Source organism: Pseudomonas shirazensis (genome assembly GCF_050496565.1).
In the GTDB taxonomy this organism is placed as follows: domain Bacteria; phylum Pseudomonadota; class Gammaproteobacteria; order Pseudomonadales; family Pseudomonadaceae; genus Aquipseudomonas; species Aquipseudomonas shirazensis_A.
Genome location: NZ_JBNWAE010000019.1, coordinates 37,332 through 61,804 on the forward strand (window position 1 = coordinate 37,332; position 24,473 = coordinate 61,804).

The 24,473-nt window shown below is 63.4% G+C and carries 20 protein-coding genes; 12 read left to right on the forward strand and 8 right to left on the reverse strand.

The features are described 5' to 3' along the window. Positions 1-25: 25 nt before the first annotated feature. The 9 genes from ACQZ2L_RS21985 to ACQZ2L_RS22025 all read left to right on the forward strand — a co-directional run bounded on the left by ACQZ2L_RS21985 (position 26) and on the right by ACQZ2L_RS22025 (position 11,134). Positions 26-337 (forward strand): hypothetical protein, encoded by a 312-nt coding sequence (locus tag ACQZ2L_RS21985; protein WP_430327846.1) that lies wholly within the window; start codon positions 26-28, stop codon positions 335-337. Next, positions 334-1,068, forward strand: coding sequence for a YkgJ family cysteine cluster protein (locus tag ACQZ2L_RS21990; RefSeq protein ID WP_430327847.1), 735 nt, complete (start codon positions 334-336; stop codon positions 1,066-1,068). The genes ACQZ2L_RS21985 and ACQZ2L_RS21990 overlap by 4 nt, the downstream gene beginning before the upstream one ends. Positions 1,069-1,229: 161 nt before the next feature. Continuing rightward, a complete protein-coding gene (locus ACQZ2L_RS21995; protein WP_430327848.1) occupies positions 1,230-2,393 on the forward strand; it encodes an efflux RND transporter periplasmic adaptor subunit in 1,164 nt (387 codons plus the stop codon). Next, a complete protein-coding gene (locus ACQZ2L_RS22000; protein ID WP_430327849.1) occupies positions 2,390-5,479 on the forward strand; it encodes a multidrug efflux RND transporter permease subunit in 3,090 nt (1,029 codons plus the stop codon). The genes ACQZ2L_RS21995 and ACQZ2L_RS22000 overlap by 4 nt, the downstream gene beginning before the upstream one ends. Before the next feature lie 9 nt (positions 5,480-5,488). Next, entirely contained in the window at positions 5,489-6,163 is a 675-nt protein-coding gene (locus ACQZ2L_RS22005) for a heavy metal response regulator transcription factor (RefSeq protein WP_103436083.1), read from the forward strand. Further along, complete coding sequence (locus ACQZ2L_RS22010) at positions 6,138-7,550, forward strand: heavy metal sensor histidine kinase (RefSeq protein ID WP_430327850.1); 1,413 nt, start codon at positions 6,138-6,140, stop codon at positions 7,548-7,550. The genes ACQZ2L_RS22005 and ACQZ2L_RS22010 overlap by 26 nt, the downstream gene beginning before the upstream one ends. A 130-nt stretch (positions 7,551-7,680) precedes the next feature. Next, entirely contained in the window at positions 7,681-7,905 is a 225-nt protein-coding gene (locus ACQZ2L_RS22015) for a hypothetical protein (protein WP_430327851.1), read from the forward strand. A 206-nt stretch (positions 7,906-8,111) separates the two neighbouring features. Continuing rightward, positions 8,112-9,434: an OprD family porin gene (locus ACQZ2L_RS22020; RefSeq protein ID WP_430327852.1), complete on the forward strand. Its 1,323-nt coding sequence runs from the start codon at positions 8,112-8,114 to the stop codon at positions 9,432-9,434. 203 nt (positions 9,435-9,637) lie between these two features. Further along, positions 9,638-11,134 (forward strand): sensor domain-containing diguanylate cyclase, encoded by a 1,497-nt coding sequence (locus ACQZ2L_RS22025; RefSeq protein WP_430327884.1) that lies wholly within the window; start codon positions 9,638-9,640, stop codon positions 11,132-11,134. Here the strand turns inward: ACQZ2L_RS22025 and ACQZ2L_RS22030 are convergent. Next, on the reverse strand, positions 11,131-11,607 hold the full coding sequence (locus ACQZ2L_RS22030) for a PA2169 family four-helix-bundle protein (RefSeq protein ID WP_314877859.1): 477 nt from the start codon (positions 11,605-11,607) through the stop codon (positions 11,131-11,133). The two genes, ACQZ2L_RS22025 and ACQZ2L_RS22030, sit on opposite strands and share 4 nt — an antisense overlap. Before the next feature lie 199 nt (positions 11,608-11,806). Between ACQZ2L_RS22030 and ACQZ2L_RS22035 the strand changes: the two genes are divergently transcribed. Continuing rightward, positions 11,807-12,028 (forward strand): DUF3820 family protein, encoded by a 222-nt coding sequence (locus ACQZ2L_RS22035; protein WP_430327853.1) that lies wholly within the window; start codon positions 11,807-11,809, stop codon positions 12,026-12,028. A 39-nt stretch (positions 12,029-12,067) separates the two neighbouring features. On the opposite strand, the gene ACQZ2L_RS22040 is transcribed toward ACQZ2L_RS22035, so the two are convergent. From ACQZ2L_RS22040 to ptsP, 4 genes are all read right to left on the reverse strand, one after another. Beyond that, positions 12,068-12,871 carry a class I SAM-dependent methyltransferase gene (locus ACQZ2L_RS22040; protein WP_430327854.1) on the reverse strand — a complete coding sequence of 268 codons (804 nt, stop codon included), beginning with the start codon at positions 12,869-12,871 and terminating at the stop codon, positions 12,068-12,070. 212 nt (positions 12,872-13,083) lie between these two features. Beyond that, complete coding sequence (locus ACQZ2L_RS22045; protein WP_430327855.1) at positions 13,084-14,820, reverse strand: PTS fructose-like transporter subunit IIB; 1,737 nt, start codon at positions 14,818-14,820, stop codon at positions 13,084-13,086. After that, complete coding sequence (gene pfkB, locus ACQZ2L_RS22050; protein ID WP_430327856.1) at positions 14,817-15,764, reverse strand: 1-phosphofructokinase; 948 nt, start codon at positions 15,762-15,764, stop codon at positions 14,817-14,819. The genes ACQZ2L_RS22045 and pfkB overlap by 4 nt, the downstream gene beginning before the upstream one ends. Further along, positions 15,764-18,616 (reverse strand): phosphoenolpyruvate--protein phosphotransferase, encoded by a 2,853-nt coding sequence (ptsP, locus tag ACQZ2L_RS22055; protein ID WP_430327857.1) that lies wholly within the window; start codon positions 18,614-18,616, stop codon positions 15,764-15,766. The genes pfkB and ptsP overlap by 1 nt, the downstream gene beginning before the upstream one ends. A 282-nt stretch (positions 18,617-18,898) precedes the next feature. Between ptsP and cra the strand changes: the two genes are divergently transcribed. Then, positions 18,899-19,894 carry a catabolite repressor/activator gene (cra, locus tag ACQZ2L_RS22060; protein WP_186701459.1) on the forward strand — a complete coding sequence of 332 codons (996 nt, stop codon included), beginning with the start codon at positions 18,899-18,901 and terminating at the stop codon, positions 19,892-19,894. Positions 19,895-19,896: 2 nt separating this feature from the next. After that, on the forward strand, positions 19,897-20,673 hold the full coding sequence (locus ACQZ2L_RS22065) for a TatD family hydrolase (RefSeq protein WP_430327858.1): 777 nt from the start codon (positions 19,897-19,899) through the stop codon (positions 20,671-20,673). 8 nt (positions 20,674-20,681) lie between these two features. Here ACQZ2L_RS22065 and ampE read toward each other — a convergent pair whose 3' ends face one another. From ampE to ACQZ2L_RS22080, 3 genes are all read right to left on the reverse strand, one after another. After that, on the reverse strand, positions 20,682-21,512 hold the full coding sequence (gene ampE / locus ACQZ2L_RS22070) for a regulatory signaling modulator protein AmpE (RefSeq protein WP_430327859.1): 831 nt from the start codon (positions 21,510-21,512) through the stop codon (positions 20,682-20,684). Further along, positions 21,509-22,075 (reverse strand): 1,6-anhydro-N-acetylmuramyl-L-alanine amidase AmpD, encoded by a 567-nt coding sequence (gene ampD, locus ACQZ2L_RS22075; RefSeq protein ID WP_430327860.1) that lies wholly within the window; start codon positions 22,073-22,075, stop codon positions 21,509-21,511. The genes ampE and ampD overlap by 4 nt, the downstream gene beginning before the upstream one ends. A 176-nt stretch (positions 22,076-22,251) precedes the next feature. Continuing rightward, positions 22,252-24,420, reverse strand: a complete 2,169-nt coding sequence (locus tag ACQZ2L_RS22080) for a DUF1631 domain-containing protein (RefSeq protein WP_430327861.1) — start codon at positions 24,418-24,420, stop codon at positions 22,252-22,254. Positions 24,421-24,473: the final 53 nt, after the last annotated feature.

The following is a 24,473-nucleotide window of genomic DNA, read 5'->3' on the forward strand; positions in this document are numbered from 1 at the left end:
TGGGCAATTGTTACCGGTACCCTGTATGAAGTATTTGCGCTACCTCCTCGCCGCCTGCGCCCTGAGCAGCGGTGTCGCCCAGGCTTCCAGCAGTGAAGCCTGGAACGAATATCGCCAGCAGATGCTCAAGGACTGCCTGGCCGCCAGCCAACTGAAAGACGCCCACGCCCGCGGCAAACCCACCGAGTTCGATGATCGGGTCGGCTACAGCGCCCTGCTGATCGAAGGCATCTACCCGCAAAAGCACATGAAAAAGCACACCGGCACCGAGCTGTGCCTGTATGACCGTGCGCACAAGCAGGCCTACGTCAGCGAGTGGAACCCCAGCGCCAAGTGAACCCACCCATTCGTTTTGCCTGCACCGGCTGTGGCAAGTGCTGCACCGGCCACCATGTGCCACTGACCCTCGCCGAGGCCCGCCAATGGGCGGCGGCAGAGGGGCAGGTAGTGGTGTTGATCGAAGGCTTCGTCAGTGATGGCCCGGGCATGCCGGTGGACCAGCGCGAACATGTGCTGGGGCGTTCATATCCGGTCAGTTGCGGCGCCGCCGAGCTGCGCGTGTCAGTGACCTTTGCCGCGTTCAACCCTGGCCGCTGCCGCAACCTCGATGAAGGCGACCTGTGCCGTATCTATGAAACCCGCCCGCTGGTGTGCCGGATCTATCCCGCCGAGATCAATCCGCATCTGCCGCTGCGCCCGGAGAACAAGGACTGCCCGCCCGAGGCATGGCAACAAGGCCCTGAGTTGATCCATGGGCAGATGCTGGCCGATCCGCAGCTGGTCGCACTGATCGCCGCGTCACGCCAGGCCGACCGCGACGACATCGCCGCCAAGGTAGCCATCTGCGAAGCGCTGGGGATGAACACCAGTGCCCTGAAAGGCAACGGCTTCACTGCGTACCTGCCGGACATGGGCGCATTCAGCACAGCGCTGGAGCAAGTCGCCAGCGCTGAGCGTGCTGCCTGGAGCGTGCATGTGGTCGACCCTGCGCTGAGCGCCGAGCTGCTAGAACATGGCCTGCGCACGGCCGCCGAGACGCCGCAGTACTACGCCTTTATCGGTTTCTGAACGACACTGCAGTGCGGCGCAGGCATTGAGCGCGCCGCTCTGCAGGGCAAAACTGTCAGCGCTGACAGCTGGCTGTCACCCTGGCGACCCGGTTGCCGGGCTATAAGCTGTGAGTAGACCCAAGCGTTTCTCCCTCCCCTTCGGCTACGGTGCCAGACCCGATGCGACGTCCGTCCCGCTCTGTGATTGTGCTGTGTGTTGCGCTGCTCGTCCTGCTCGCGCTTGCGTGGTGGTTCAGCCAGCGCCAGGCAGCGCCGCAGAATCACGCGCCCAGCGCAGTGCCGGTGCGGGTGATCAAGGTGGAGCAGCAGGACGTGCCGCGCTTCGCCACGGCGATCGGCAGCGTGCTGTCGCTGCACAGCGTGCAGATCCGCCCGCAGGTCGACGGCATCCTCACCCAGGTGCTGGTCAAGGAAGGCCAGTGGGTCAAGCAGGGCGATCTGCTCGCGGTCATTGACGACCGGGCCATCCGCGCCAGCCTCGATCAGGCCCGCGCCTTGCTCGAGCAGAGCCAGGCGCAGTTGCAGGTAGCTGCGGTCGATCTCAAACGCTATCGCTTGCTCAGCAGCGATGACGGCGTATCGAAGCAGACCTTTGACCAGCAACAGGCGCTGGTCAAGCAGCTGCAGGCAACCGCCAAAGGCAATCAGGCGGCCATCGTCAACGCGCAGGTGCAGCTGTCGTACACACAGATTCGCTCGCCGGTCACCGGGCGGGTCGGTATCCGCAATGTCGACCCCGGCAATCTGGTGCGCAGCAGCGATACCCAGAGCCTGTTCAGCGTGACCCAGATCGATCCAATTGCAGTCGAGTTTGCCCTGCCGCAACAACTGCTGCCCACCCTGCAGCAGTTGCTCAAGGCACCCGAGCCGGCACTGGTGCAAGCGTTCATGGATGCCGATAATCAGCGCACGCTGCTCGGTGAAGGCCGCCTGGCCTTGATCGACAACCAGATATCGGCCAACACCGGCACCCTGCGCATCAAGGCCACATTCGACAACGAGGACGGCCTGCTCTGGCCCGGCCAACTGGTCACGGTCAAACTGCGCACAGGGCTTGATCGCGGCGCGCTGGTGGTGCCACCGCCGGTGGTGCAACGCGGCGTCGATGGCCACTATGTCTATCGACTGGACGGCGACAAGGTCACCAGCGTGCCGGTCAAGGCGCTGTTTCAGGACAGCGACCTGACCATCATCAGCGGGGTAGCCGCCGGCGATCAGTTGGTACTCGATGGCCAGTCGCGGCTCAAACCTGGCGCGCGCGTCGACGTGCTCGGCGATGCACCCGCCAGCACCGAGCTGGCCGAGCGCAGGCCACAGCCATGAACAGCCGCAACGGCCTCTCGGCCTGGTGCATCGATCACCCGGTGGCAACCCTGCTGCTGACCTTCGCGCTGATCCTGCTCGGCGCAATTGCCTTCCCAAGGTTGCCAGTGGCACCGCTGCCAGAGGCGGATTTTCCAACCATTCAGGTCACCACCCAACTGCCCGGGGCCAGCCCTGAAACCATGGCTTCATCGGTGGCCACGCCTTTAGAGGTGCAGTTCAGCGCCATCCCCGGCCTGGCCCAGATGACCAGCAGCAGCGCACTGGGTTCGACCAACCTGATCCTGCAGTTCAGCCTCGACAAGAACATCGACACCGCCGCCCAGGAAGTCCAGGCAGCGATCAACACGGCCACCTCGAAACTGCCCCAGGACCTGCCCAACCCGCCGACCTGGCGCAAGGTCAACCCGGCCGACAGCCCGGTGCTGGTGCTTACCGTCAGCTCGGCGCAAATGCCCGGCAACGAACTGAGTGACTACGTCGAGACCTTGCTCGCGCGCCAGCTGAGCCAGATCGACGGGGTCGGCCTGATCAATATTTCCGGCCAGCTGCGCCCGGCCATCCGGGTCCAGGCGCAGCCGGAAAAACTCGCCGCCATCGGCCTGACCCTGGCCGACATCCGCCTGGCCATTCAGCAGACCAGCCTCAACCTGGCCAAAGGCGCGCTGTACGGTGAACACAGTGTGTCGACCATCAGCGCCAACGATCAGCTGTTTCATCCCGAGGACTACGCCCGGCTGATCGTGTCCTATCGCGATGGCGCGCCGGTGTACCTGAGCGATGTCGCCAAGGTCATCGAGGGCGCCGAGAACGCCTATGTCAAATCCTGGGCCGGCGATCAGCTCGGGCTCAATCTGGTGGTGTTTCGCCAGCCGGGGGCGAATATCGTCGACACCGTCGACCGCGTGCTGGCGGCGCTGCCGCGCTTGCAGGAAATGCTGCCGGCCTCGGTCGAAGTGTCGGTGCTGCAGGACCGTACCCAGACCATCCGCGCGTCACTGCACGAGGTCGAGCTGACCTTGCTGATCGCGGTAGTGCTGGTGATCGGCGTGATGGCGTTGTTCCTGCGCCAGTGGTCGGCGACCCTGGTGGTGTCCAGCGTGCTTGGCGTGTCGCTGATTGCCAGTTGCGCACTGATGTACGTGATGGGCTTCAGCCTGAACAACCTGACCCTGGTCGCGATCGTGATTTCGGTCGGCTTTGTGGTCGACGATGCCATCGTCGTGGTCGAGAACATTCACCGTCACCTTGAAGCCGGCGATGACAGCCGTACAGCGGCGATCAAAGGCGCCGGCGAGATCGGCTTCACGGTGATTTCAATCAGCTTCTCGCTGATTGCCGCGTTCATCCCGCTGCTGTTCATGGGCGGAGTGGTCGGTCGGCTGTTCAAGGAATTCGCCCTGACCGCCACCGCGACCATCCTGATTTCGGTGCTGGTCTCGCTGACCCTGGCACCCACACTCAGCGCCCTGTTCATGCGTCGGCCGAGTGCCGAGCAGCATGGCGGTTTCGGTGAGCGCTTGCTGCGCTGGTATGAAAAGGGCCTGAATCGCGCCCTCGCCCACCAGCGCCTGACCCTTGGCGTGTTCGGCCTGACCCTGGCGCTGGCGGTGGTCGGTTACGTGGCCATCCCCAAGGGCTTCTTCCCGCTGCAGGACACCGGCTTCATTCTCGGCACCAGCGAAGCGGCGGCGGATGTATCGTACCCGGCGATGGTCGCCAAGCACGAAGCGTTGGCCAAGATCATCGAGGCTGACCCGGCAGTACGTGCCTTCTCCCACGCAGTGGGGGTGACCGGCAACAACCAGACCATCGCCAACGGCCGATTCTGGATTGCCCTGAAACCCCGCGGCGAGCGCGACGTCACCGCCAGCGAATTGATCGACCGGCTGCGCCCGCAACTGGCCAAGGTGCCCGGCGTGGTGCTGTACATGCGCGCCGGCCAGGACATCAACCTCAGCTCCGGGCCGTCGCGCACCCAGTATCAATATGTGCTCAAAAGCAACGACGGCGTTGCCCTCAACCTCTGGACCCAACGCCTGACCGAGCGCCTGCGCGAAGTGCCGGCCCTGCGTGACCTGTCCAATGACCTGCAACTGGGCGCCAGCGTCACCCGCATCGACATCGACCGCCAGGCGGCGGCACGCTTCGGCCTGACCACCACCGATATCGACCAGGCACTGTACGACGCCTTCGGCCAGCGGCAGATCAGCGAATTCCAGACCGAGACCAACCAGTACAAGGTGATACTCGAACTGGACGCGCGCCAGCGTGGCAAGGCCGAGAGCCTCAACTACTTCTATCTGCGCTCGCCGCTGACCGGCGAGATGGTGCCACTGGCCGCGGTAGCGCACGTCGCTGCGCCGAGTACCGGGCCGCTGTCGATCGCCCATGACGGCCTGTTCCCGGCCGCCAACCTGTCATTCAACCTGGCGCCGGGCGTGGCCCTTGGCGATGCCGTACGCATCCTCGAGCAGACCCAGCGCGAACTGGGCATGCCCGATTCGATCAGCGGCAACTTCCAGGGCGCGGCACAGGCCTTTCAGAGTTCGCTGTCGAGCCAGCCGTGGCTGATCCTCGCTGCGCTGGTAGCGGTGTACATCATCCTCGGCGTGCTCTACGAGAGCTTCGTACACCCGCTGACCATCATTTCGACCTTACCATCAGCGGGCCTCGGTGCGCTGATTCTGCTCTGGGCGATGGGGCAGGACTTCAGCATCATGGGCCTGATCGGCGTGGTGCTGCTGATCGGCATCGTCAAGAAGAACGGTATCCTGTTGATCGACTTCGCCCTCGAGGCTCAGCGCAAACACGGCATGAGCCCGGAGCAGGCCATTCATCAGGCGTGCCTGACGCGTTTCAGGCCGATCATCATGACCACCCTGGCTGCGCTGCTGGGCGCAGTGCCATTGATGTTCGGCTTTGGCACCGGTGCCGAACTGCGCCAGCCGCTGGGCATCGCCGTGGTCGGCGGTTTGCTGGTGAGCCAGGCGCTGACACTGTTCACCACGCCGGTGATCTACCTGGCGCTGGAGCGCCTGTTCCATCGCCGCCACACCGACGCCGCCGCGCCACGTATCAGCTGAGAGCAGACCATGCGAGTACTGATCGTCGAAGACGAAGAAAAAACCGCCGACTACCTGCACCGTGGCCTGAGTGAACAAGGCTTCACCGTTGACGTCGCCCGCGATGGCACCGACGGCCTGCACCTGGCCCTGCATAGCGACTATGACGTGATCGTGCTCGACGTCATGCTCCCCGGCCTGGATGGCTACGGCGTGCTGCGTGGCCTGCGCGCACGCAAGCAGACGCCGGTGATCATGCTGACTGCCCGCGAGCGCGTCGAAGACCGTATCCACGGCCTGCGCGAGGGCGCTGACGACTACCTCGGCAAACCGTTTTCGTTTCTCGAACTGGTCGCCCGCCTGCAGGCGCTGACTCGCCGCAGCAGCAATCATGAGCCGCTGCAGGTGCAGGTCGCTGACCTCTCGATCGACCTGATCAGCCGCAAGGCCAGCCGCGCCGGGCAGCGTCTGGAGCTGACCGCCAAAGAGTTCTCGCTGCTCAGCGTGCTGGCCCGGCGCCAGGGCGAAATCCTCTCCAAGACCGCCATCGCCGAGCTGGTCTGGGACATCAACTTCGACAGCGACGCGAATGTCGTCGAGGTGGCGATCAAACGCCTGCGGGCCAAACTCGACGGGCCGTTCGCCAACAAGCTGCTGCATACCATCAGAGGCATGGGCTATGTCCTGGAAAACCGTGCCGGTTAATTCCATCGCGCTGCGCCTGGCTGGCTTGTTCATGCTGGTGGCGCTGGCGGTGTTCCTGCTGATCGGCGCCGCGCTGTACCGCCAGGTCGACCGCAGCCTCGACCTGCTGCCTGCGGCCGAACTGGACGCCCGCTACAGCGTGCTCGAGTCAACCCTGAAGCGCTTCGGCACCCACGAGCACTGGCTCAAGGTCAGCAACAAGCTCAACCTGCTCAGCGAAGAAGACCGGCGCATCCGCTTCTGGGCGGTCAGTAGCGACCCGCAGTTCGAGTACGGCAAACCCAGCGAACAGATCCGCGCCTTCGCCGAAGGCCCCGATGGCATGCGCGACCTGCGCCTGAACGGCAGTCCCTACCCGTACAAGATATTGGTCAGCGAGCTGCCGCCCTTGGCACAGCGGCCAGCGCTGCGCTTCATGATCGGCATCGACACCGAAACCTTCTGGCAGGCGCAGCACAGCTTGCTGGTGGCCATCGTCAGCCTGGCCGCGCTGGGCGTGCTGCTGGCCGCTCTGCTGGGCTACTGGGTGGCACGCATCGGTTTGCGCCCGCTGTCAGAGCTTTCCAGCAAAGCCCAGGCGCTGGCCGTGCCGCGCCTGGATGGGCGGCTGCCGACCGAGCAACTGGCCCCTGAGCTGGCGCAGTTTGCCGGCGCCTTCAACGCCACCCTGGAGCGGGTCACCCTCGCCTATTCGCGACTCGAGGCGTTCAACGCCGATGTCGCCCACGAACTGCGCTCGCCGCTGACCAACCTGATCGGCCAGACCCAGGTGGCACTGACCCGCGGGCGCAGCGCCGAGCACTACCTTGACGTACTGCAATCAAACCTTGAAGAGCTGGAACGGCTGCGCAGCATCATCAACGACATGCTGTTCCTGGCCAGCGCCGATCAGGGCAGCAAGGCCACCGCACTGACCGAGGCGTCGCTGGCCGCGGAAGTGGCCACCACCCTCGACTACCTGGATTACATCCTCGAAGACGCTCAAGTGCAGGTCAGGGTCAGCGGCGATGCTGTCGCGCCGATCGAAACCGCGCAGTTGCGCCGAGCGCTGATAAATCTGTTGCACAACGCCGTGCAGCACACCCAGGCCGACCAGGTGATCACCGTACGCATCGAAGCGCAGCCCGAGCAGGTCAGCATTGCTGTGAGCAACCCCGGCCCAGCCATCGCCGACGAGCACCTACAACTGTTGTTCGAGCGCTTCTACCGGGTCGATGCCGCGCGCAGCAATAACGGCGCTGGCAATCATGGCCTGGGCCTGGCGATCGTCAAGGCAATCGCGCTGATGCACGGCGGTGAAGTATTTGTCCGCAGCAGCGAAGGCAGCAACACTTTCGGCATTCGCCTGCCGAGCGCTCAAGCCAGCGGGTTTGCCGCTGAAAGCTGAGGCGTTCGATGGTTATCGTTACTTTTTCCGCAACAGTGCATCTCCAACCGGATGCTGTTTCTGCGGGCTGAAGAGGACTAGTTTGGCGCCTGTCCTCACTCACACTTGCAGCGCAAGAAGGTTGTTTCAAATGTCCAACAGTATGGGTATCGCGAGCCTGTTCGTTGTCTCTTCCCTGTTGTTGTCACCGCTGGCCATGGCTGAAGAATCGCCGGCCTTTGTCGCCCGTAACGCAGCCCTCGCAGCGGTCCATCAAGAAGCCCGCGAAGGCTATGCCGCACAGTCGGCTGAGGCCAGCAAAGATGCGCAGCAGACGGCTGCCAAGACTGACCAGGATGCTGCCAGCGACAGCTGATCGAGCTGCCTGCAACTGCCCCTCTTCCCAAGGCCTGCACATGGGCGCCCTAAGCGCCGATGTGTTAGCCTCTTCAAGCCGCTGCTGATCAGCGGCTTTTTTTTATGTCCAGAATTTGCACCACGCAGATACCTTGACTCACTGCAGTCACTGCGTTTTTCGACAATAAAAATTGCCCCACCGTCAGACCAAAGGAGCTCTAACCGGTGTCTTCCGCTTTCCGTTTCACCCCGCTGTTCATTGCATTCGCCGCAACGATGCCAAGCGTTACCCACGCCGACGAAGCCGCTGAAGGTTTTGTTGCAGGTTCCTCGTTCAACCTGCATCTGCGCAACGCCTACTTCAACCGCAACAACCTCAATAGCGGCGTGCGCGACAACCGTGAATGGGGCCAGGGTTTCGTCGCCCGCTTCGAGTCCGGCTACACCCCGGGCACTGTCGGCTTCGGCCTGGATGCGCACGCCATGCTCGGGCTCAAGCTCGATGGCGGTGGCGGCTATGCCGGCACCAGCGTCCTGCCTGAACACACCAAGGCCAACGGCGAGCTGGGCGCTGCGCCGCATTCCTTTTCCACCGCCGGTGCCGCGCTCAAGCTCAGGGCGTTCGACACCGAGCTCAAGGCCGGTGACCTGTTCCTCAGCAACCCGGTTATCGCCGGCGGCGAAACGCGCATGCTGCCGCAGACTTTTCGCGGCGTCAGCCTGAGCAACAACAGCATCGACGGCCTGCTCCTCGAAGGTGGCCAGGTCAGCTTCACCAAACCGTACAACCAGAGCGGCCACCGCCGCATCGACACTTACTACGGCGCCTTGCAGGATAACCGCGACAGTCAGCACCTGAGCTGGGCCGGCGCCTCCTGGAGCGGCAGCGAAGCGATCACCAGCAACCTCTATGCAGCCGAGCTCAAGGACATCTGGAACCAGTACTACTTCGACTTTGACTACACCTATGCAGTCAACGACTTGGTTAGCCTTAACCCGGGTTTGCACTTCTATCACACGCAGGACACCGGCCAGGCGCTGCTGGGCGACATCGACAACAACACCTTCAGCCTGCACTTCACCGTCAACGCCGGTCATCACAGCGTTACCGCCGCCTATCAGCGGGTCAACGGCAACACGCCGTTCGACTACATCAATCTGGGTGACAGCGTGTTCCTCGACAACTCGCGGATGTACTCGGACTTCAACGCACCGAACGAGCGCTCGTGGAAGCTGGCCTACGCCTATGATTTTGCCGGCCTCGGCGTCGATGGCCTGAGCACTGAACTGTCGTACTCACGCGGTGAAGCTGACCTGACCAAGGCAGCGCAAAACAACGCCTACTACGACTACTACAATGCCGACGGCAAGCACGCTACCCATTGGGAGCGTGACCTGGACATCAAGTACGTATTCCAGCAGGGCGACTTCAAGGACCTGTCGGTGCTGCTGCGCTATGCCAGCCACCGCGCCAACCAGGCCTATGCTGCCGAGCAGGACAACGATGAAATCCGCCTGATCGTGGATTATCCGCTCAACCTGTTCTGATCACGACCTGCAAGCACGGGGCACTCTGCAACGCGGCTTTACAGCTGCCGAGCGCCCCGTATCAGCCCCACCAGTGCTGCACGCACTCGTCGGATGGCCAGATAACTTCTTGTCCGACAATCACCGCTTCCCTACACTACCGCCGCCCCGCCCTGGCCCTCCCCTCAAGGACACGAGGGACTTACGCAGTTACGAGCCTGATGTTGCCCAATCGATCACCGGGGAATGCCCCGCTCAAGTCGCACCCCGAACTATTGCTCAATCTGGGCAGCTGCCTGGCTGTGCTCGCGATTCTGGCGATCGTGGTGTTCTTGCTGGCCCGCGAACGCGACAGTGTCGAGCAGTCGGCAATCCGCTCGTCGAGCAACATCGTCCAGCTGATCGAGAGCGATGTGCTGCGCAACATCGAGCTTTACGACCAGTCCCTGCAAGGGCTGATCTGGGCAGTCGGGCGCCAGGAACTGACTGGCGTGCCGAGCGAGCTGCGCCAGCGGCTGCTGTTCAACGAAGCCTTCGTCGACCGCCGGCGTGGCGACGTGCTGTGGATCGATGCGCAGGGCAACGTGATCGGCGACTCCACCAATATTGTCCCGCGCAAAGCCAACTTCGCCGATACCGGAGTGTTCAAAGCCCATCAGGCCAACGCCAATCTAGGCATGCTGATCGGCCCGCCGTTCAAGGCCAGACTTGGCGATCTGGACTGGTGCATCAGTTTCAGCCGGCGAATCAGCGGGCCGAATGGAGAGTTTGCCGGTATTGCTGCCGGTGCGCTGCGCCTGGGTTACGTCAGCGAGCTGTTCCAGCGCCTGGATATCGGTGCCGACAGCAGCATCAGCCTGTTCAATACCGACGGCCAGTTACTCGCACGCCATCCCAGCGCGGCGCCAAGTACGCTGATCGGCAGTAACTTCGGTGCCCGGCCCAACTTCCAGCGTATCCTCAGCCAACGCAGTGGCAGCTTTACCGCCAAATCCAGTGCGTCCGGGGTCGAGCGCCTGTACACCTTCGCCCAGGTTGCCGACCAGCCATTGCTGGTGGTAGTGGCGCATTCGAGCAATGAAGTGTTCCAGTCGTGGCGCCGCACCGCCGCCGTGGTGAGTATCGCCACGGGCGTACTGTGCATCGCCATCCTCTGGCTGACCGTACTGCTGGGGCGCGAGCTACGCCGTCGTCAGGAGCTCGAACTGGGCCTGGAAAAACTGGCGGCAACCGACAGCTTGACCGGCCTTGCCAACCGCCGGCGGCTGGATCAGGTGCTGCGTCTGGAATGGGCGCGGGCACAGCGCAATCGCAGGCCGTTGGCGATCCTGATGGTCGATATCGATTATTTCAAGGCATTCAATCAACGTCACGGGCATGCCGGTGGTGACCATGCATTGCGGGAAGTCGCAAAGACCATAGAGGGCTGTATTCGCAGGCCGTCAGACCTGGCAGCGCGCTATGGAGGGGAAGAGTTTCAGATTGTGCTGCCGGAAACTGAACAGGCGGGCGCACTACTGCTGGCGCAGCGGATCAAGCAGGGGGTGGAAAGCCTGGCGCCGTTTGGCGCAGATACCCACTCGGTGACGGTGAGCATCGGAATCGGCCTGTACATCCCCGGTACCCAGCAAGACTTGACCAGCCTGCTGGGCACCGCGGACGAGGCCCTCTACCGGGCCAAGGCCAAAGGCCGTAACCGGGTAGAGGGACCGCTCGATTAAGAGCGGGCGCGTGCTGCGTCGCGCAGGGCTTTCACTTCATCGTGATTGCGCTGAACACCTTGCAGCTGGGTTTCGACCAGGTTGTAGCTACTGTCGGTAGCAGTACGGCCGAGTTTGACCAGCTTCTCACGGGCCTCTTTGTAAGCCTTGAGGGCGTGGTCTTCACCGCGCTCGACTTCATTGAGGATCGCTTCGTCGTCCTTGCCGGTAACCAGCGACTTCAGGTTGACCCAGCCACGGTGCAGGTCACCGCTGATGCTGGTGGAGGTTTCTGGGTCGCCGCCCAGACGACGCACTTCGCTTTGCAGCTCGGCAGCCGAGGTGGCGCAGCCGGCGGCGCGCTTGACGAAGAACGCTTTCAGCTCAGGATTCTTCACGTCCTCGGCAGAGGTCTTGAAGCCTTTCTCGCCATCCTTGCTGTATTCGATCAGGTCGTTGAGGACGTCGATTACATCTTTGTTTGGATTGCTCATTGCTCAAACTCCTTGGCAGTGGGAAGTGGTTATATACAGAGCAGGCTTCGTGCCAATTTGTCGAGCAGGATAAAATCTATAAAAATCATATAGTTATGATCTAAGGTAGGATTCGCCGAAGTGGCGTTCTGCATGATGACCGCTTGGGCCCTCGTGCAGATTGCAGTATCGTCGGCGCTTTGTCCGGAGGCGGCTGGCGATGAAACCTGAATACCTGCAACTGCTGGTAACCCGCAGCATGCCGTTCGGCAAATATCAGGGACGGCTGTTGGCCGATCTACCCGGCGATTACCTTGGCTGGTTCGCGCGCAAGGGCTTTCCGCCAGGTGAGCTAGGGGCGCTGCTGGCCTTGATGCATGAGATTGATCACAACGGGCTGGGTGAACTGCTCGTGCCATTGCGGCAGAAGCACAAGCGCTAGGCGCTAGGCGCTACACGCAAAGCCCCACTTGAAATTCTTTCACCGTTTTCGAGCAACCAGTCTGATCTGTGGATAAACCGCACACAGTCCCAAGGGAGGCGCCTGCTCTAAACCCATGGAAACGAATGCAAACTCTTCATCACTTACAAACTCGGGCGTCGACAGCCACAACAATTCGACCACGGATTTGAAAAAGTCGAAGAACATTACCGGATTGTCGATATTGCTACGCAGGTCGATGCTGAAGTCTTCCACAGCAAAACCGGCGCGCTCGACAAGGATCGGCAGGTCCATACCGATTTGGCTATTGGTGCCGCCAAAGCGGCATGCGCGTTTCCAGATGGCCACGGCTGCATCCCAAGGGGCGTACCGTCCGTTGGATACAAACAGCCGATCATCTTCCTCGACCAGGAAAATTCGGCTACCGACCGGCAGCGCATCATGCAACGTCTGCAGCAAGCGTAACGGCGCGGGGTCGTGTTGCAATACATAGCGCACCACGCAGGTGTCGAAGCGGCCGCGGTGGCGTTCAGGTAGGGGTTGAGCGCCGACACGGCATTGCTCGATCCGATAGTTGCCGGGGAGGGACGACTGGCGAGCGATTAAATCGGCACTGGCCTCAAGGCCGACGACTTGATGCGCGGCACACTGCCCGGCCAGATACGACCCGTAGTGTCCTAAGGCACTGCCAATTTCAAGCACGTCGCCGCGCAATGCCTGGTGATGTTGCAGCCACTGGACCTCCCCGGGCCCAAAGAAAGTCGTTTGTAACTCTAAAAAACGCGCCCATGCTGACTGGATGTCATTGTCATGCAACCTCCGTATTACACCTGAATCCGTCATGAAGCTCTCCCTGAGCCATCCAGCACTGAAGAATGGTCGGACGCAGTTACTCATCTGCGCGGCCTATCAGCAACTGACAGAAATACCAGGTTGTGCAAGAAACAGATGTCACAAACACCGCTTGGAACAAGCCAGTCAGAAATTCAATTGGGGCTTTTCGGGATTTGCTACAGAACCTGAGCCCACCCTCGCGGATGGGCCCAGATTTGGGTTCAGGCCTTGACCGGCGCTATCGCTAGCTCGACTTGTTCCTTACGCTTGAGCACCGCGTAGATCACTGCGGTGACCAGGCTGCCGGCGGCGATCGCCAGCAAGTACAGCAGCGCATGGTTGATCGCATTGGGGATCAACAACACGAACAGGCCGCCATGCGGCGCCATCAGTTTGCAGCCAAAGTACATCGACAGCGCCCCGGTCAGCGCGCCGCCGATGACACTTGCCGGAATCACCCGCAGTGGGTCTTTGGCAGCAAATGGGATCGCACCTTCGGAGATGAAGCACAGGCCCAAGGCCAAGGCAGCCTTGCCCGCCTCGCGCTCACTCTGGGCGAACTTGCTGCGGGCAATCAGGCTGGCGATTCCCAGGCCGATCGGCGGCACCATGCCGGCGGCCATGGTCGCGGCCATAGGTGCAAAGCTCTGGTTCGACAGCAGGCCGACCGAGAACGCATAGGCCGCCTTGTTGATCGGCCCGCCAAGGTCCACACACATCATCCCGCCCAGCAGCAGCCCGAGCAGAATGGCGTTGGTGGTGCCCATGTTGTCGAGGAACTGGGTCAGGCCCGCCAGCATCGACGCCACCGGTTGGCCCACCACATAGATCATCACCAGGCCGGTGAACAGGCTGGCCAGCAGCGGGATGATCAGGATCGGCTTGAGCGCCTCGAGGCTGCTCGGCAAGCGCACCCAGCGGCTGATCGCCTTGGCGCTGTAGCCGGCAAGAAAGCCGGCTACGATGCCGCCGATAAAGCCCGCACCAAGAATGGTCGCCAGCATACCGCCGATCATCCCCGGCGCCAGGCCAGGGCGGTCGGCAATTGACCAGGCGATGTAACCGGCCAGCAACGGCACCATCAGCTTGAAGGCTGCCTCAGCACCGATCTGCATCAACGCCGCCGGCAAGGTGCCGGGCACTTCGTGGGCGTTGATGCCGAACACGAAGGACAAGGCGATCAGCAAACCGCCGGCCACCACCATGGGCAGCATGAACGACACACCGGTCAACAGGTGCTTGTACACACCGCTCTTCTCGCTGCTGGCCGTGGCTCCCGCTGCGGCATCGGCAGCGCTTTCCTGCTTGGCTTCGAGCAAGGCCTTGTCGAGGGTCGCCTTGGCTTGCTTGAGAGCAATGCCGGTGCCGCAGCGGTATACCCGCTTGCCGGCAAAGCGCGCCGTCGGCACTTCGATATCGGCCGCCAGCAGCACCACATCGGCTTCAGCAATGGCCTGTGCCGACAGCGGATTGCGCGCACCGACCGAACCCTGGGTTTCCACCGTGAGCTGGTAGCCCAACTGCTGCGCCGCCTGCTGCAAGGCTTCGGCGGCCATGAAGGTATGGGCGACGCCGGTTGGACAGGCCGTGACCGCAACGATCTTTGGCGGGCCCAGCGCGGCCGGCGCATCGAGCACGGCGCTGGCGCTGTGGACCTGCGCCTGAGCGGCGGCCTCATCGAGAAAACTCTCGCGATCGGCCAACGCCTGAGCCGGCGTGCTCTGGTACAGGCGTTTGCCAACGAACCGCGACAGATCGACCGCACCGGTACTGATCACCAGCACCCAGTCGGCCTCGGCAATTTGCGTGGCGCTCAGGCTACGTTCGGGGTGCTCGGCATCCTGCACCTCGACGCTGGTGCTCCAGCCGCGGCGCTGCGCTGCAGCCGCCAGCAGGCGCGCGCTGAGTACGCTGGAGACCTGGCCGTTGGGGCAGGCGGTGACAATGGCAATGTTCATCGGCAAGCCTCTTGTTGTTCTGTGATGTGTACGCCTGCTTGCAGTTGCTCCAGCTGCGCGCTGTCGCGGATACCAAAGCCGACCTGCGTCACCGCCTGGGCGGCGATGGCGGTGGCGCGGCGTAGCGTCTGTGCCGGTGACTCCGCCTGCAACAGGCCATGGACCATGCCGGCCACCAGCGAATCGCCGGCACCGACCGTGCTCGCCACCCGCACCTGCGGTGGTTGCGCGTGTAGCGCGGCACCTGCGCGGTACCAACTGACGCCCTGCTCGCCTTGCGACACCACTACGTGCTCGATGCCGCTTGCCAGTAGTTGACTGGCAGCCTGCTGCTGTTCGGCTCGGCCGGTGACGCTGTGGCCAAGCACCTCAGCCAGCTCATCGGTGTTCGGCTTGACCAGCCAGGGCGCCGCCTGAAGGCCTGCGCGCAAGGCCTCGCCGCTGCTGTCCAGGGCAATCTTCAAGCCTTGCGCCTTAAGCTGCAGGAGCAGTTCGGCAAACCACTGCGGGTCGATGCCGCGCGGCAGACTGCCGGCGACCACTACCGCATCATGGCTAGGAGCGATTTGCAGCAGCTGACGCATCAGCGCACTGCGCGAGGCGGCATCGACCTCCGGTCCCTGGCCATTGATATCGGTGACGCAACCGTTGGCCTCGACCAGCTTGATGTTGCTGCGCGTCTCGCCGGCCACGCGGACGAAGCAGTCGGTAAAGCCGCGCCACTCGATCAGCGCTTCGAACGGCTGCAGGTTGTCGCGGCCAAGAAACCCGCCGACGGTCACGCTGTGGCCAAGGTCGGCCAGCACCTGGGCGACATTCAGGCCCTTGCCGGCGGCGTGGCTGTGCTGCGCCTGGCTGCGGTTGACCTGGCCTGCGCGCAAGCTGTCGAGGCTGACGGTGATGTCCAGCGCCGGGTTCAGGGTCAGGGTAAGAATCTTGGCCATCAGTAGTGCTCCACCAACGCCCGCACGGCGGCGGCGCTGTCTTGTTGCAGGGCCTCGAGCGCAAGCGCACGGGCCGTCTGGTAATCACGCTGGCGCACCAGCGCCTTGACTTCGGCGACACTGCGCGAGGCCACGCTGAGCTCGTCGACCTCAAGCCCAAGCAATATGGCCACCGCTTGCGGGTCGGCGGCCAGCTCGCCACAGACCCCCACCCACTTGCCTTCGGCATGGGCGGCGCGCACGGTCATGTCGATCAGGCGCAGCACTGCCGGGTGCAGGCCATCAGCCTGGGCCGACAGGCTCGGGTGGCCACGGTCGATGGCCAGGGTGTACTGGGTCAGGTCATTGGTGCCGATGCTGAAGAAGTCCACCTCGCGCGCCAGCTGTGGCGCCAGCAGGGCCGCGGAAGGCACCTCGACCATGATCCCCAATTGCAGGTCGGCGACCGGAATTTCCTCGCGCAGCTGCTCGACCATGGCCTTGGCTTCGCGCCACTCGTGGATCTGCCCGACCATCGGGAACATGATCCGCAGCGGGCGGCCGTCGGCAGCTTGCAGCAATGCGCGCAACTGGTCGCGCATGATCTGCGGGCGCTGCAAGGTCAGGCGCACACCGCGTACGCCAAGGAACGGGTTGTCTTCGCTTGCGATCGGCCAGTACGGCAGCGGCTTGTCGCCGCCGACATCCAGCGTGCGCACTACCAGCGGGCGCCCGTCGAGGCCATCGAGGACGCGCCGGTATTCGGCTTCCTGAGTAGCGACGTCGGGCGCCTGCGGGTGAGCCATGAAGATCAGCTCGGTGCGCAGCAGGCCAACGCCTTCGGCGCCCTGCTCGACGACTTTGTCGATGCCTTGGCTGCCGCCGATGTTGGCAAAAACTTCGATGGCATGACCGTCGCGGGTGACGGCGGGTTGATGGCGGCTGGCCCAGGCTTGCTGCAGGCGCTGTTCACGCTGGTCGCGTTCGGTCAATGCACGTTGCAGCTCATCGGCAGCCGGCGCCACGTTGACTCGGCCGCGCTGGCCGTCGAGCAGCAGCGGCGTGCCCGGGGCAAGCAGCAGCATTGCCGCGCCTGCACCAACCACCGCTGGGATACCCAACGCGCGCGCAACGATGGCGCTGTGGGCGGTGGCGCCACCTTGGGCGGTGACGATACCGGCGACCCGCTGCGGATCGAGCCGGGCGACGTCGGACGGGCCGACTTCGGCCATCACCAGCACATACGGCTCTGTTGGCTCCGGGGTATCGATGACGCCGCACAGTTGCGCCAGCACGCGTCGACCAATGTCACGCAGGTCGGCAGCGCGCTCGGCGAGCAGTGTGTCGTGCAGGGCTTCCTGCTGGCGCGCGGCGGCCTCGATAACGCTCATCCAGGCGGCGGCAGCGCTTTCGCCCTGGCTCAGGCGTTGCTCGACCTCGTCCATCAGGGCCGGATCGGCGAGCATTTCCTGATGGGTGATGAAGATCTCGCCGATGGCCTTGTCGCTACGCTGCACCAGTGCCTGCAGCTCGGCATTGACGGTTTCCAGCGCAGCGCGCAATTGCGCTCGCTCCTGGCTTGGCGAGACACCGCGCAGCGGATAGTCGATTTCACGCTCGACGCAGACATGCGCCGGCCCGCAGGCAATGCCCGGGGCGGCAGGCACGCCTTGAATCAGGCTGCCAGGAACAGGTGCCGAGAGCGGTTCGGCAACCACTGCGACCTCTACGGTGCTGGCTTCGGGCAGTGCTTCAACCGTCTCACCCAGGCCGTCGGCGATGGCCGCCAGCAACACCGGCAGGGCATCGTTGGCAATGTTCGGTTCGGCAATCAATTCCAGCGTCTGACCACGGCGGGCGCCGAGGCCGAGCAGCTTGCTCAGGCTCTTCACCGATACCGCCGGCTGGCTGTCGTCAAGCAGACGAATACGGATTTCACCCTCGAAGCCTTTGGCCAGTTGCGCCAACACCTTGGCCGGGCGTGCATGCAGCCCGTGGGCATTGGCCAGCACAATCCGTGCACTGGGCCAGTCGGCCGGCACTTCGCCGCCGAGCACTTCAAGCACGGTACGGCTGCTGGTGGCCTGATAGAGCATCTGCCCACGGCCTTCGATCAGCACTTCGCACAGGCGCTCGAGCAAGGCCTGATGGGCAGCACCCAGGCTGGCCAGGCAGAACAGGCCATTGAGCGGCTGATCGCGATAACGCAGCGGCTGCTGCGGGGTGATGAACGCAAGCCCCGGCTGGCGCACCTGCCGCTCGCTATGCAGCCACCACAGGCCTTCGCCCAGCGGCAGCGGCTCGGCCTGCTGCAGCATGGCGGCAAAGCCGCTGTCGACGCAGCCGGCGCGTTGCAGCAAACGAGCGCCGCGCCAGGCCAGCTCTTCGAAGTCGTCAGCCGCCAGGTTCAGGCTGACCAACTGCGCATCCAGCGCCAGCGCCTGCGGTGCGCCCTGCAACAGTTTCAACAGCGCCTCGGCAGAGCTGGCCCGGCGCAGTGCCTGGGCCAGGTCGGTTTCGCCGAGGGCGCGGGTCAGCAACTGCAACAGGCGCAGGTGTTCGTCGGAGCGGGCGGCGATGGCAATCGCCAGGTAGACCATCTGCCCATCACCCCAGTCCACGCCCTCGGGGAACTGCATCAGGCGCACGCCGGTGGCAAACACCTGATCACGCGTCTGCGGCGTGCCGTGGGGAATGGCAATGCCCTGACCGAGGAAGGTCGAGCCTTGCTCCTCGCGGTCCTGCAAGCCTTGCAGGTAGCCCTCGGCAACCAGCCCATCGGCAACCAGGCAGTCAGCCAGCAGGCGCAGGGCCTGGCCTTTGTCGGCGGCAGACTGACCCATGGCTATCTGCTCTTTGGCGAGCTCGAGCATGACCTTCTCCTTTTGCAGTCCCGCAGTGGGTACTGAGGTATTGTTGTGAAATTCAGCAAAACAACCAGCTCAACAGCCGACGCAGGCGGCAGTGCCCGCTGATAAATGTCGGCTGAAACGTTTAATCTGACCAGGCGGCCACGTTACTCGATAATCTTGCGACGAAAAAGCCCCATCCCGTCGGACAATTGCGACAATGGTCGCCTGCGCGCAGGCTTGAGGCTGGGTCAAACTAGCCAATCAGGTCCCACAGCCAGTCCCGGAAATAACAAGGAAAATTCGGTGAAACTCAGTGATATCGCCCGTCTGGCAGGTGTGTCAGTCACCACCGCCAGCTATGTCATCAACGGCAAGGCCGAACAGCAGCGCATCAGCAGCGCCACCGTCGAGCGTGTGCAGGCGGTGGTCGACGCCCATGGCTTCACGCCAAACCCCCAGGCGGCGGGTCTGCGTAGCCGGCACACGCGCACGTTGGGCTTCATTCTCCCGGATCTGGAGAACCCCAGCTATGCACGTATTGCCAAGCAACTCGAACAGGCGGCCCGCGCGCGTGGCTACCAACTGCTGATCGCCAGCAGCGACGACCAGCCGGACATCGAGCGGCAGCTGCAGCAGCTGTTCCGCGCGCGGCGCTGCGATGCATTGTTCGTCGCCAGTTGCCTGCCCAGCGAAGATGACAGCTACCGCGCCCTGCAAGACAAAGGCCTGCCGGTGATCGCTATCGACCGTGGCCTTGACCCCACGCACTTCTGCTCGGTCATCAGCGACGATCGCGACGCCAGCCAGCAACTGGCCCGCAGCCTGCTGGCAACCGCCCCGCGCAGCATTGCCCTGATCGGTGCACGCCCAGAGCTTTCGGTCAGTCAGGCCCGTGCCGGCGGCTTCGATCAAGCCCTGCAGCAGTTTGCCGGGGAGATCCGCCGCTACGAGGGTGAAGCGTTCAGCCGCGAGTGCGGCCAGCGCCTGATGGAGCAATTGATTGCCGAGCATGGCGGTTTGCCGGATGCGCTGGTGACCACCTCCTATGTTCTGCTGCAAGGGGTGTTCGACGCCCTCCAGGCCCGCCCGGCCGAATCACGCCAGCTGCAGTTGGGTACCTTCGGTGACAACCAGTTGCTCGATTTCCTGCCACTGCCGGTCAATGCCATGGCCCAGCAGCACGGGTTGATCGCCGCCACCGCGCTGGAACTGGCGCTGGCAGCCATCGAACAGAAGCGCTACCAACCGGGTGTGCACGCGGTACCGCGAACCTTCAAGCAACGTATTCAGCCGACCTGACCATGCGCCTGATCGATACCCACAGCCACCTGGACTTTCCCGAGTTCGACGCCGACCGCGAGCATGTCTTGAGTAATGCCACAGCGAGCGGCGTGGAGCGAGTGGTGGTGCTGGGGGTGACGGCAGATAACCTGCAGCGGGTCTGGCAGCTGGCCTGCAGCGACACGCGCGTGTATGCCGCGCTCGGCCTGCACCCGGTGTTTCTGGCCCAGCATCGGCCCGAACATCTACTGGAACTGCGCAACTGGTTCGAGCGCCTGCGCGGCGACCCGCGCATATGTGCGGTAGGCGAGATCGGCCTGGACTATTACCTGCCGGAGCTCGACCCTGCCGAGCAGCAGGTATTGTTTGAAGCGCAATTACAGATCGCCTGCGACTTCGACCTACCGGCGCTGCTGCACGTACGCCGCAGCCATGCCCAGGTGATCGCCACGCTCAAGCGTTATCGCTTGCAACGGGCTGGCATCATTCACGCTTTTGCCGGCAGCTTCGAAGAGGCCCGCGAATACATCAAGCTCGGTTTCAAGCTGGGCTTGGGCGGCGCGGCGACCTGGCCGCAAGCGCTACGCCTGCGCAGGACCATTGCTCGCTTACCGCTGGAAAGCGTGGTACTGGAGACCGACGCGCCGGACATGGCGCCGGCAATGTACCCAGGCCTGCGTAACAGCCCCGAGCACTTACCGCAGATCGCTCAGGTGCTGGCAGAGTTGATGGGCGTCGCGCCGGAGCAGCTGGCGGCCGCGTCCAGCCGCACAGCCTGCGAGCTGTTTGGCTGGTAGCGCTTCGCCTACAGCAACACCGTCCACAGAGCAAAGACGGCATACCACAGCACTGCCGAGCGCAACAGCAACTCCCACAAGCTATCCAGACGGGCCAGGCCCAACTGGCTGTCTTCCTGCTCGGGGATGTCGTCAGCGGCACGCCCAACCCGGGTTACCAGCAGCGCAGCGCTGATGCGCCAGTTGAGCAGCTCGTGCAGCATCACCCGCATCACCGCGACAAAGTTGCCGACCAGGGCAAAGCTCAGGGTCAGCACCCGCACCGGCAGCCAGTCCATGATATGCCGAAGCTGCTCGGCCCTGGCTTTAAGCGCCGGCTGGCCACTGTGCTCGCTGCACAGCACCAGCAGCCGATAGGCCAATGCCGCGCCCGGCCCAAGCAGGAAATACCAGAAGATCACCGCAAAGAAACTCTGGTAGGCGTGCCACAACAGATAGCCCTGCACCTTCACCAGCAAACTCGGCGCATCATCAGCCTGCATGCCCAAGTCACGCTCAGCGACATGCAGCGCCGCCTGCTCATCTCCGCGGTGCCAGGCATCACGCAATGGCCCCAACGCCGCCTTGGCATCCCCGCGGCCCAGGCTGTAGATCAACACCAGCAAGTGCACCGGCAATGCCAGCAGGCCGTACGCCACCGGCTCCAGCACATGCAGCAGCAACACCAGCAGCGCGACCGGCGCCAAGACCAGAACCGCTAGTTGCCACCAGGGCTGTTGTTTGCCACGGCGCTCTAGCCGGGCCAGCTCGCCGAGAAAAAAGCCATCACGTTGCAACCGCTGACGCAGCGCCGAAAACTTCTCGACCCACAGCACCAGCACCAACACCAGAAAACTCATGGTTGTCCCTCATTGTTCAGCAAGTCGGCGCGATAACGCGGCCAGTCAAAGGCGGCGCCGGGGTCGGTCTTGCGCCCCGGCGCGATCTCGTCATGCCCGCGAATGCGCTGCACATCGATCGCCGGCCAGGCCGCACGTATCTGTTGCGTCAGGCGCACCAGGGTCGCGTACTGAGCATCGCTGTAGGGCGATTCGTCGGTGCCCTCCAGTTCGATGCCGATGGAAAAGTCATTGCAGCCTTCCCGCCCATCGAAGCGCGACACGCCCGCATGCCAGGCACGGTCAAGCAACGAGACGAACTGGGTAACGCCGCCGTCACGCTCGACGAACAGGTGAGCGGAGACGGTTAGATGGCAGATATCTTGAAAATAAGGATGCTCGGCCGGATCGAGCTGATTCTGAAAGAACTGCTGCACCTTGCCGGTGCCGAAGCACGCCGGAGGCAGGCTGATGTTGTGGATCACCAGCAACGAGATTGCCTCGCCCGCAGGGCGTTCGTTGAAGTTCGGCGAGGGACAGTGAGTGACGCCGGCAAACCAGCCGGTCGCGGGGTCCAGTTGCATCGGGTAGATCCTGAATATCATCAACCTGGGGGCTCAAGTATGCCCTAGTGACCCGGCAGGGTGATTCGGTTATCTAGCCAATTTGTTTCGTCTTGCGCGTCCGGGGGCTTTAATCCGATGAATTAGCCGGCTATGAAACCGTACTCAAGATAGCCAGGGCCGCTGTGCGACCCCGCTCAATGACTGTGCGTCAGCGACCCACGTAACTGCTGCAACGCCGCATCAAGCGCCCGTTCAAACAGAGGTCCATCGTCCAGCACCCGCACATCCCCATTGGCCAGCGCCAAAGCCAGCCCACCGCGACTCCATTCGCGCACCTTGACCCCGGTCCGACTGGTAAATACCAACCGATCGCAGCTATCGATCCTGACCACCAGCTTGCAGCGCAGCGGGCCGGCTTCTTCAAGCACTTCCAACCAGCTACCAACACGCAACTGGCGAACTTGGCGAGCATATTCGCTGTTGTCGTCAACAGGCGCATCACAGACAGTTTCGTCAGCCACCGCGAGCACTATCTCATCAGCCACCAACACCTCATTGATCGCCGCACACTGATCAAACTGGCTCATACCGCCGCACGCCCGCAGGTGCAGTTGCTCAAGTTCGGCAAAGAACTCCCGAGCCGCGGTCGAGTCCTGGGCGACACTGGCCAAGCCATCACGCAACGCCTTGAGCAGCCCCGGCACCTGTTCGAGCAACTGCGCGCAGGCCTCGGCACTGCGATGCGCAGCGATGCTGGCGAGCAAGCTGTCCATGGTCGCAAGGCTCTGGCGCCAGGTAGGCGAAGCTTCGCCATGCTTGAGCCAGGCCAGTAACAGCACCTGGCTCCAGGACTGCACCAGCATCTGCACCAGCGACTGCGGCAGCAGCCGCCCATGCAAGCGCAGGTTCAGTTCCTGCTGCACGCGCCGACGTGCCTGCACGGTGCGCGCCCGGCCTTCCTCGGCATCGCGGGTGCGCTGTTCGAGCAGTTCGTTGCGGCGGCGCTCATCCTGATTGAAGGCGAGAAAATCCTCGAGCAGCTCGGCGAACAACTGCGGGTCTTCAGCGTAATCGCTGAGCAAGCGCTGGACGATACGCTCGACCCGCTGCTGCGGCCCGCCGCGTGGCACCTGTTCGTCAGCCTCCCAACCCAACGCCGCGGCGGCAATCTCGTCGAGCAAGCGCCGCGCCGGGTGGTTGGCGCGGCTGAACAGGCCCCTGTCGAGCAAAGCCACTTTCAGCAGCGGAATATGCAGACGCGCGAGCAGTTCGCGCAGGTTGCTCGGCAAGTTGTCGTCAGTCTGGATAAAGTCGAACAGCAAGCCGACCAGGTTGATCACATCTTCGTCGTCGCTGCCGATCCGCCGGCGGCTGCCGCTGCGTACGCCGACCCGCAACAACAGCTGCTCCAACTGCTGGCTCAGGTTGAAGTCGTCGGCATCAGCCACGCCGGGCACGTAGTGCTGCAAGTGCGACAGCAGCCGTAGCAGGTCCGTGGTATTGATCGGCTCGGCGGTTGCCACGCTCTGCAGGCGCGGCGCAAAACGCCCGCGGGCAGGCGCCAGCAGCGGTTGCAGGCTGGCGAAGAAGTCATGGGCAGTACTGTCGGCATCGGCCGGATCGGCCTGAGCGTGACAATCAGCGCTGTGCAGTTGGGTCAGCGGCCGGTCTTCGGCGCGGCGCCGCGGCGCTGGCATCAATTCGGGCAGGATACCGGCAGCCGCGAGCAGCTGGTTAGCCTCGCCATACAGCAGGTCGAGGTCGCGCAGCACATAGCGCTCGAACAGTTTGAGCAGGATCAGCTTGACCTGCGGGCCAACCCCCAGGCTGCGTCCTGCATCCAGGAAGAACCCGCACAAGCACTCCGGGCCCAAGGGGTTACGGCGCAGTTCAAGGGGCATTTCCAGCAGCGTCTGAAAGCGCAGGCCAACCTGATCGAGGGCAAAGCCGTCACGCGACAACACCCGCGCCAGCATGTTCTCGATAGCCGCCGCCCGTTCCGGTTGAGCAGCGTCGCGCAGTGATTCAGTGATTGCCAGGTAAGGCACGCGCTCTGCCTGGCCGATCCGGGCGAATGCGTCGTAGAACGCGTCGAGGAATTCCCTCTCGATACTCTTGCGCTTCAGGCGCAGGTCGCGCATGGCTTCGAAGTAGAGGTTCTGGTCGACCCGCTCACCGGCCCGATCGGCCATCTCGAACAGCCGATCGTCAGCATTGTCGAACAGTGCCTGCAGGCCCTGACGCAATTGCCAAACGGCCTTGTCGCGTACTTGCAGGAGTACCACCGGAAGGCTCAGCGAGGGCACGCGCGCACCTCTGTCGGCGGCCGCCACCAAGGGCACCACCTTGCCTTCTGTATGCATCCCTAACTCCTTGCAGGAAAATCGTCAAAGCCATGACGCCAAATACTGGACGC

Excerpts from the sequence above, each read along its gene's own strand:
- ACQZ2L_RS21985 (WP_430327846.1), top strand. The coding sequence starts at position 26 with ATGAAGTATTTGCGCTACCTCCTCGCCGCCTGCGCCCTGAGCAGCGGT.
- ACQZ2L_RS22030 (WP_314877859.1), bottom strand. The coding sequence starts at position 11,607 with ATGAGCAATCCAAACAAAGATGTAATCGACGTCCTCAACGACCTGATC.
- ACQZ2L_RS22045 (WP_430327855.1), bottom strand. The coding sequence starts at position 14,820 with ATGAACATTGCCATTGTCACCGCCTGCCCCAACGGCCAGGTCTCCAGC.
- ACQZ2L_RS22000 (WP_430327849.1), top strand. The coding sequence starts at position 2,390 with ATGAACAGCCGCAACGGCCTCTCGGCCTGGTGCATCGATCACCCGGTG.
- ACQZ2L_RS21995 (WP_430327848.1), top strand. The coding sequence starts at position 1,230 with ATGCGACGTCCGTCCCGCTCTGTGATTGTGCTGTGTGTTGCGCTGCTC.
- ACQZ2L_RS22010 (WP_430327850.1), top strand. The coding sequence starts at position 6,138 with ATGTCCTGGAAAACCGTGCCGGTTAATTCCATCGCGCTGCGCCTGGCT.
- ACQZ2L_RS22065 (WP_430327858.1), top strand. The coding sequence starts at position 19,897 with ATGCGCCTGATCGATACCCACAGCCACCTGGACTTTCCCGAGTTCGAC.
- ampD (WP_430327860.1), bottom strand. The coding sequence starts at position 22,075 with ATGCAACTGGACCCCGCGACCGGCTGGTTTGCCGGCGTCACTCACTGT.
- ACQZ2L_RS22040 (WP_430327854.1), bottom strand. The coding sequence starts at position 12,871 with ATGACGGATTCAGGTGTAATACGGAGGTTGCATGACAATGACATCCAG.
- ACQZ2L_RS22080 (WP_430327861.1), bottom strand. The coding sequence starts at position 24,420 with ATGCATACAGAAGGCAAGGTGGTGCCCTTGGTGGCGGCCGCCGACAGA.
- ACQZ2L_RS22005 (WP_103436083.1), top strand. The coding sequence starts at position 5,489 with ATGCGAGTACTGATCGTCGAAGACGAAGAAAAAACCGCCGACTACCTG.
- pfkB (WP_430327856.1), bottom strand. The coding sequence starts at position 15,764 with ATGGCCAAGATTCTTACCCTGACCCTGAACCCGGCGCTGGACATCACC.
- ampE (WP_430327859.1), bottom strand. The coding sequence starts at position 21,512 with ATGAGTTTTCTGGTGTTGGTGCTGGTGCTGTGGGTCGAGAAGTTTTCG.
- ptsP (WP_430327857.1), bottom strand. The coding sequence starts at position 18,616 with ATGCTCGAGCTCGCCAAAGAGCAGATAGCCATGGGTCAGTCTGCCGCC.
- ACQZ2L_RS22035 (WP_430327853.1), top strand. The coding sequence starts at position 11,807 with ATGAAACCTGAATACCTGCAACTGCTGGTAACCCGCAGCATGCCGTTC.
- ACQZ2L_RS22015 (WP_430327851.1), top strand. The coding sequence starts at position 7,681 with ATGTCCAACAGTATGGGTATCGCGAGCCTGTTCGTTGTCTCTTCCCTG.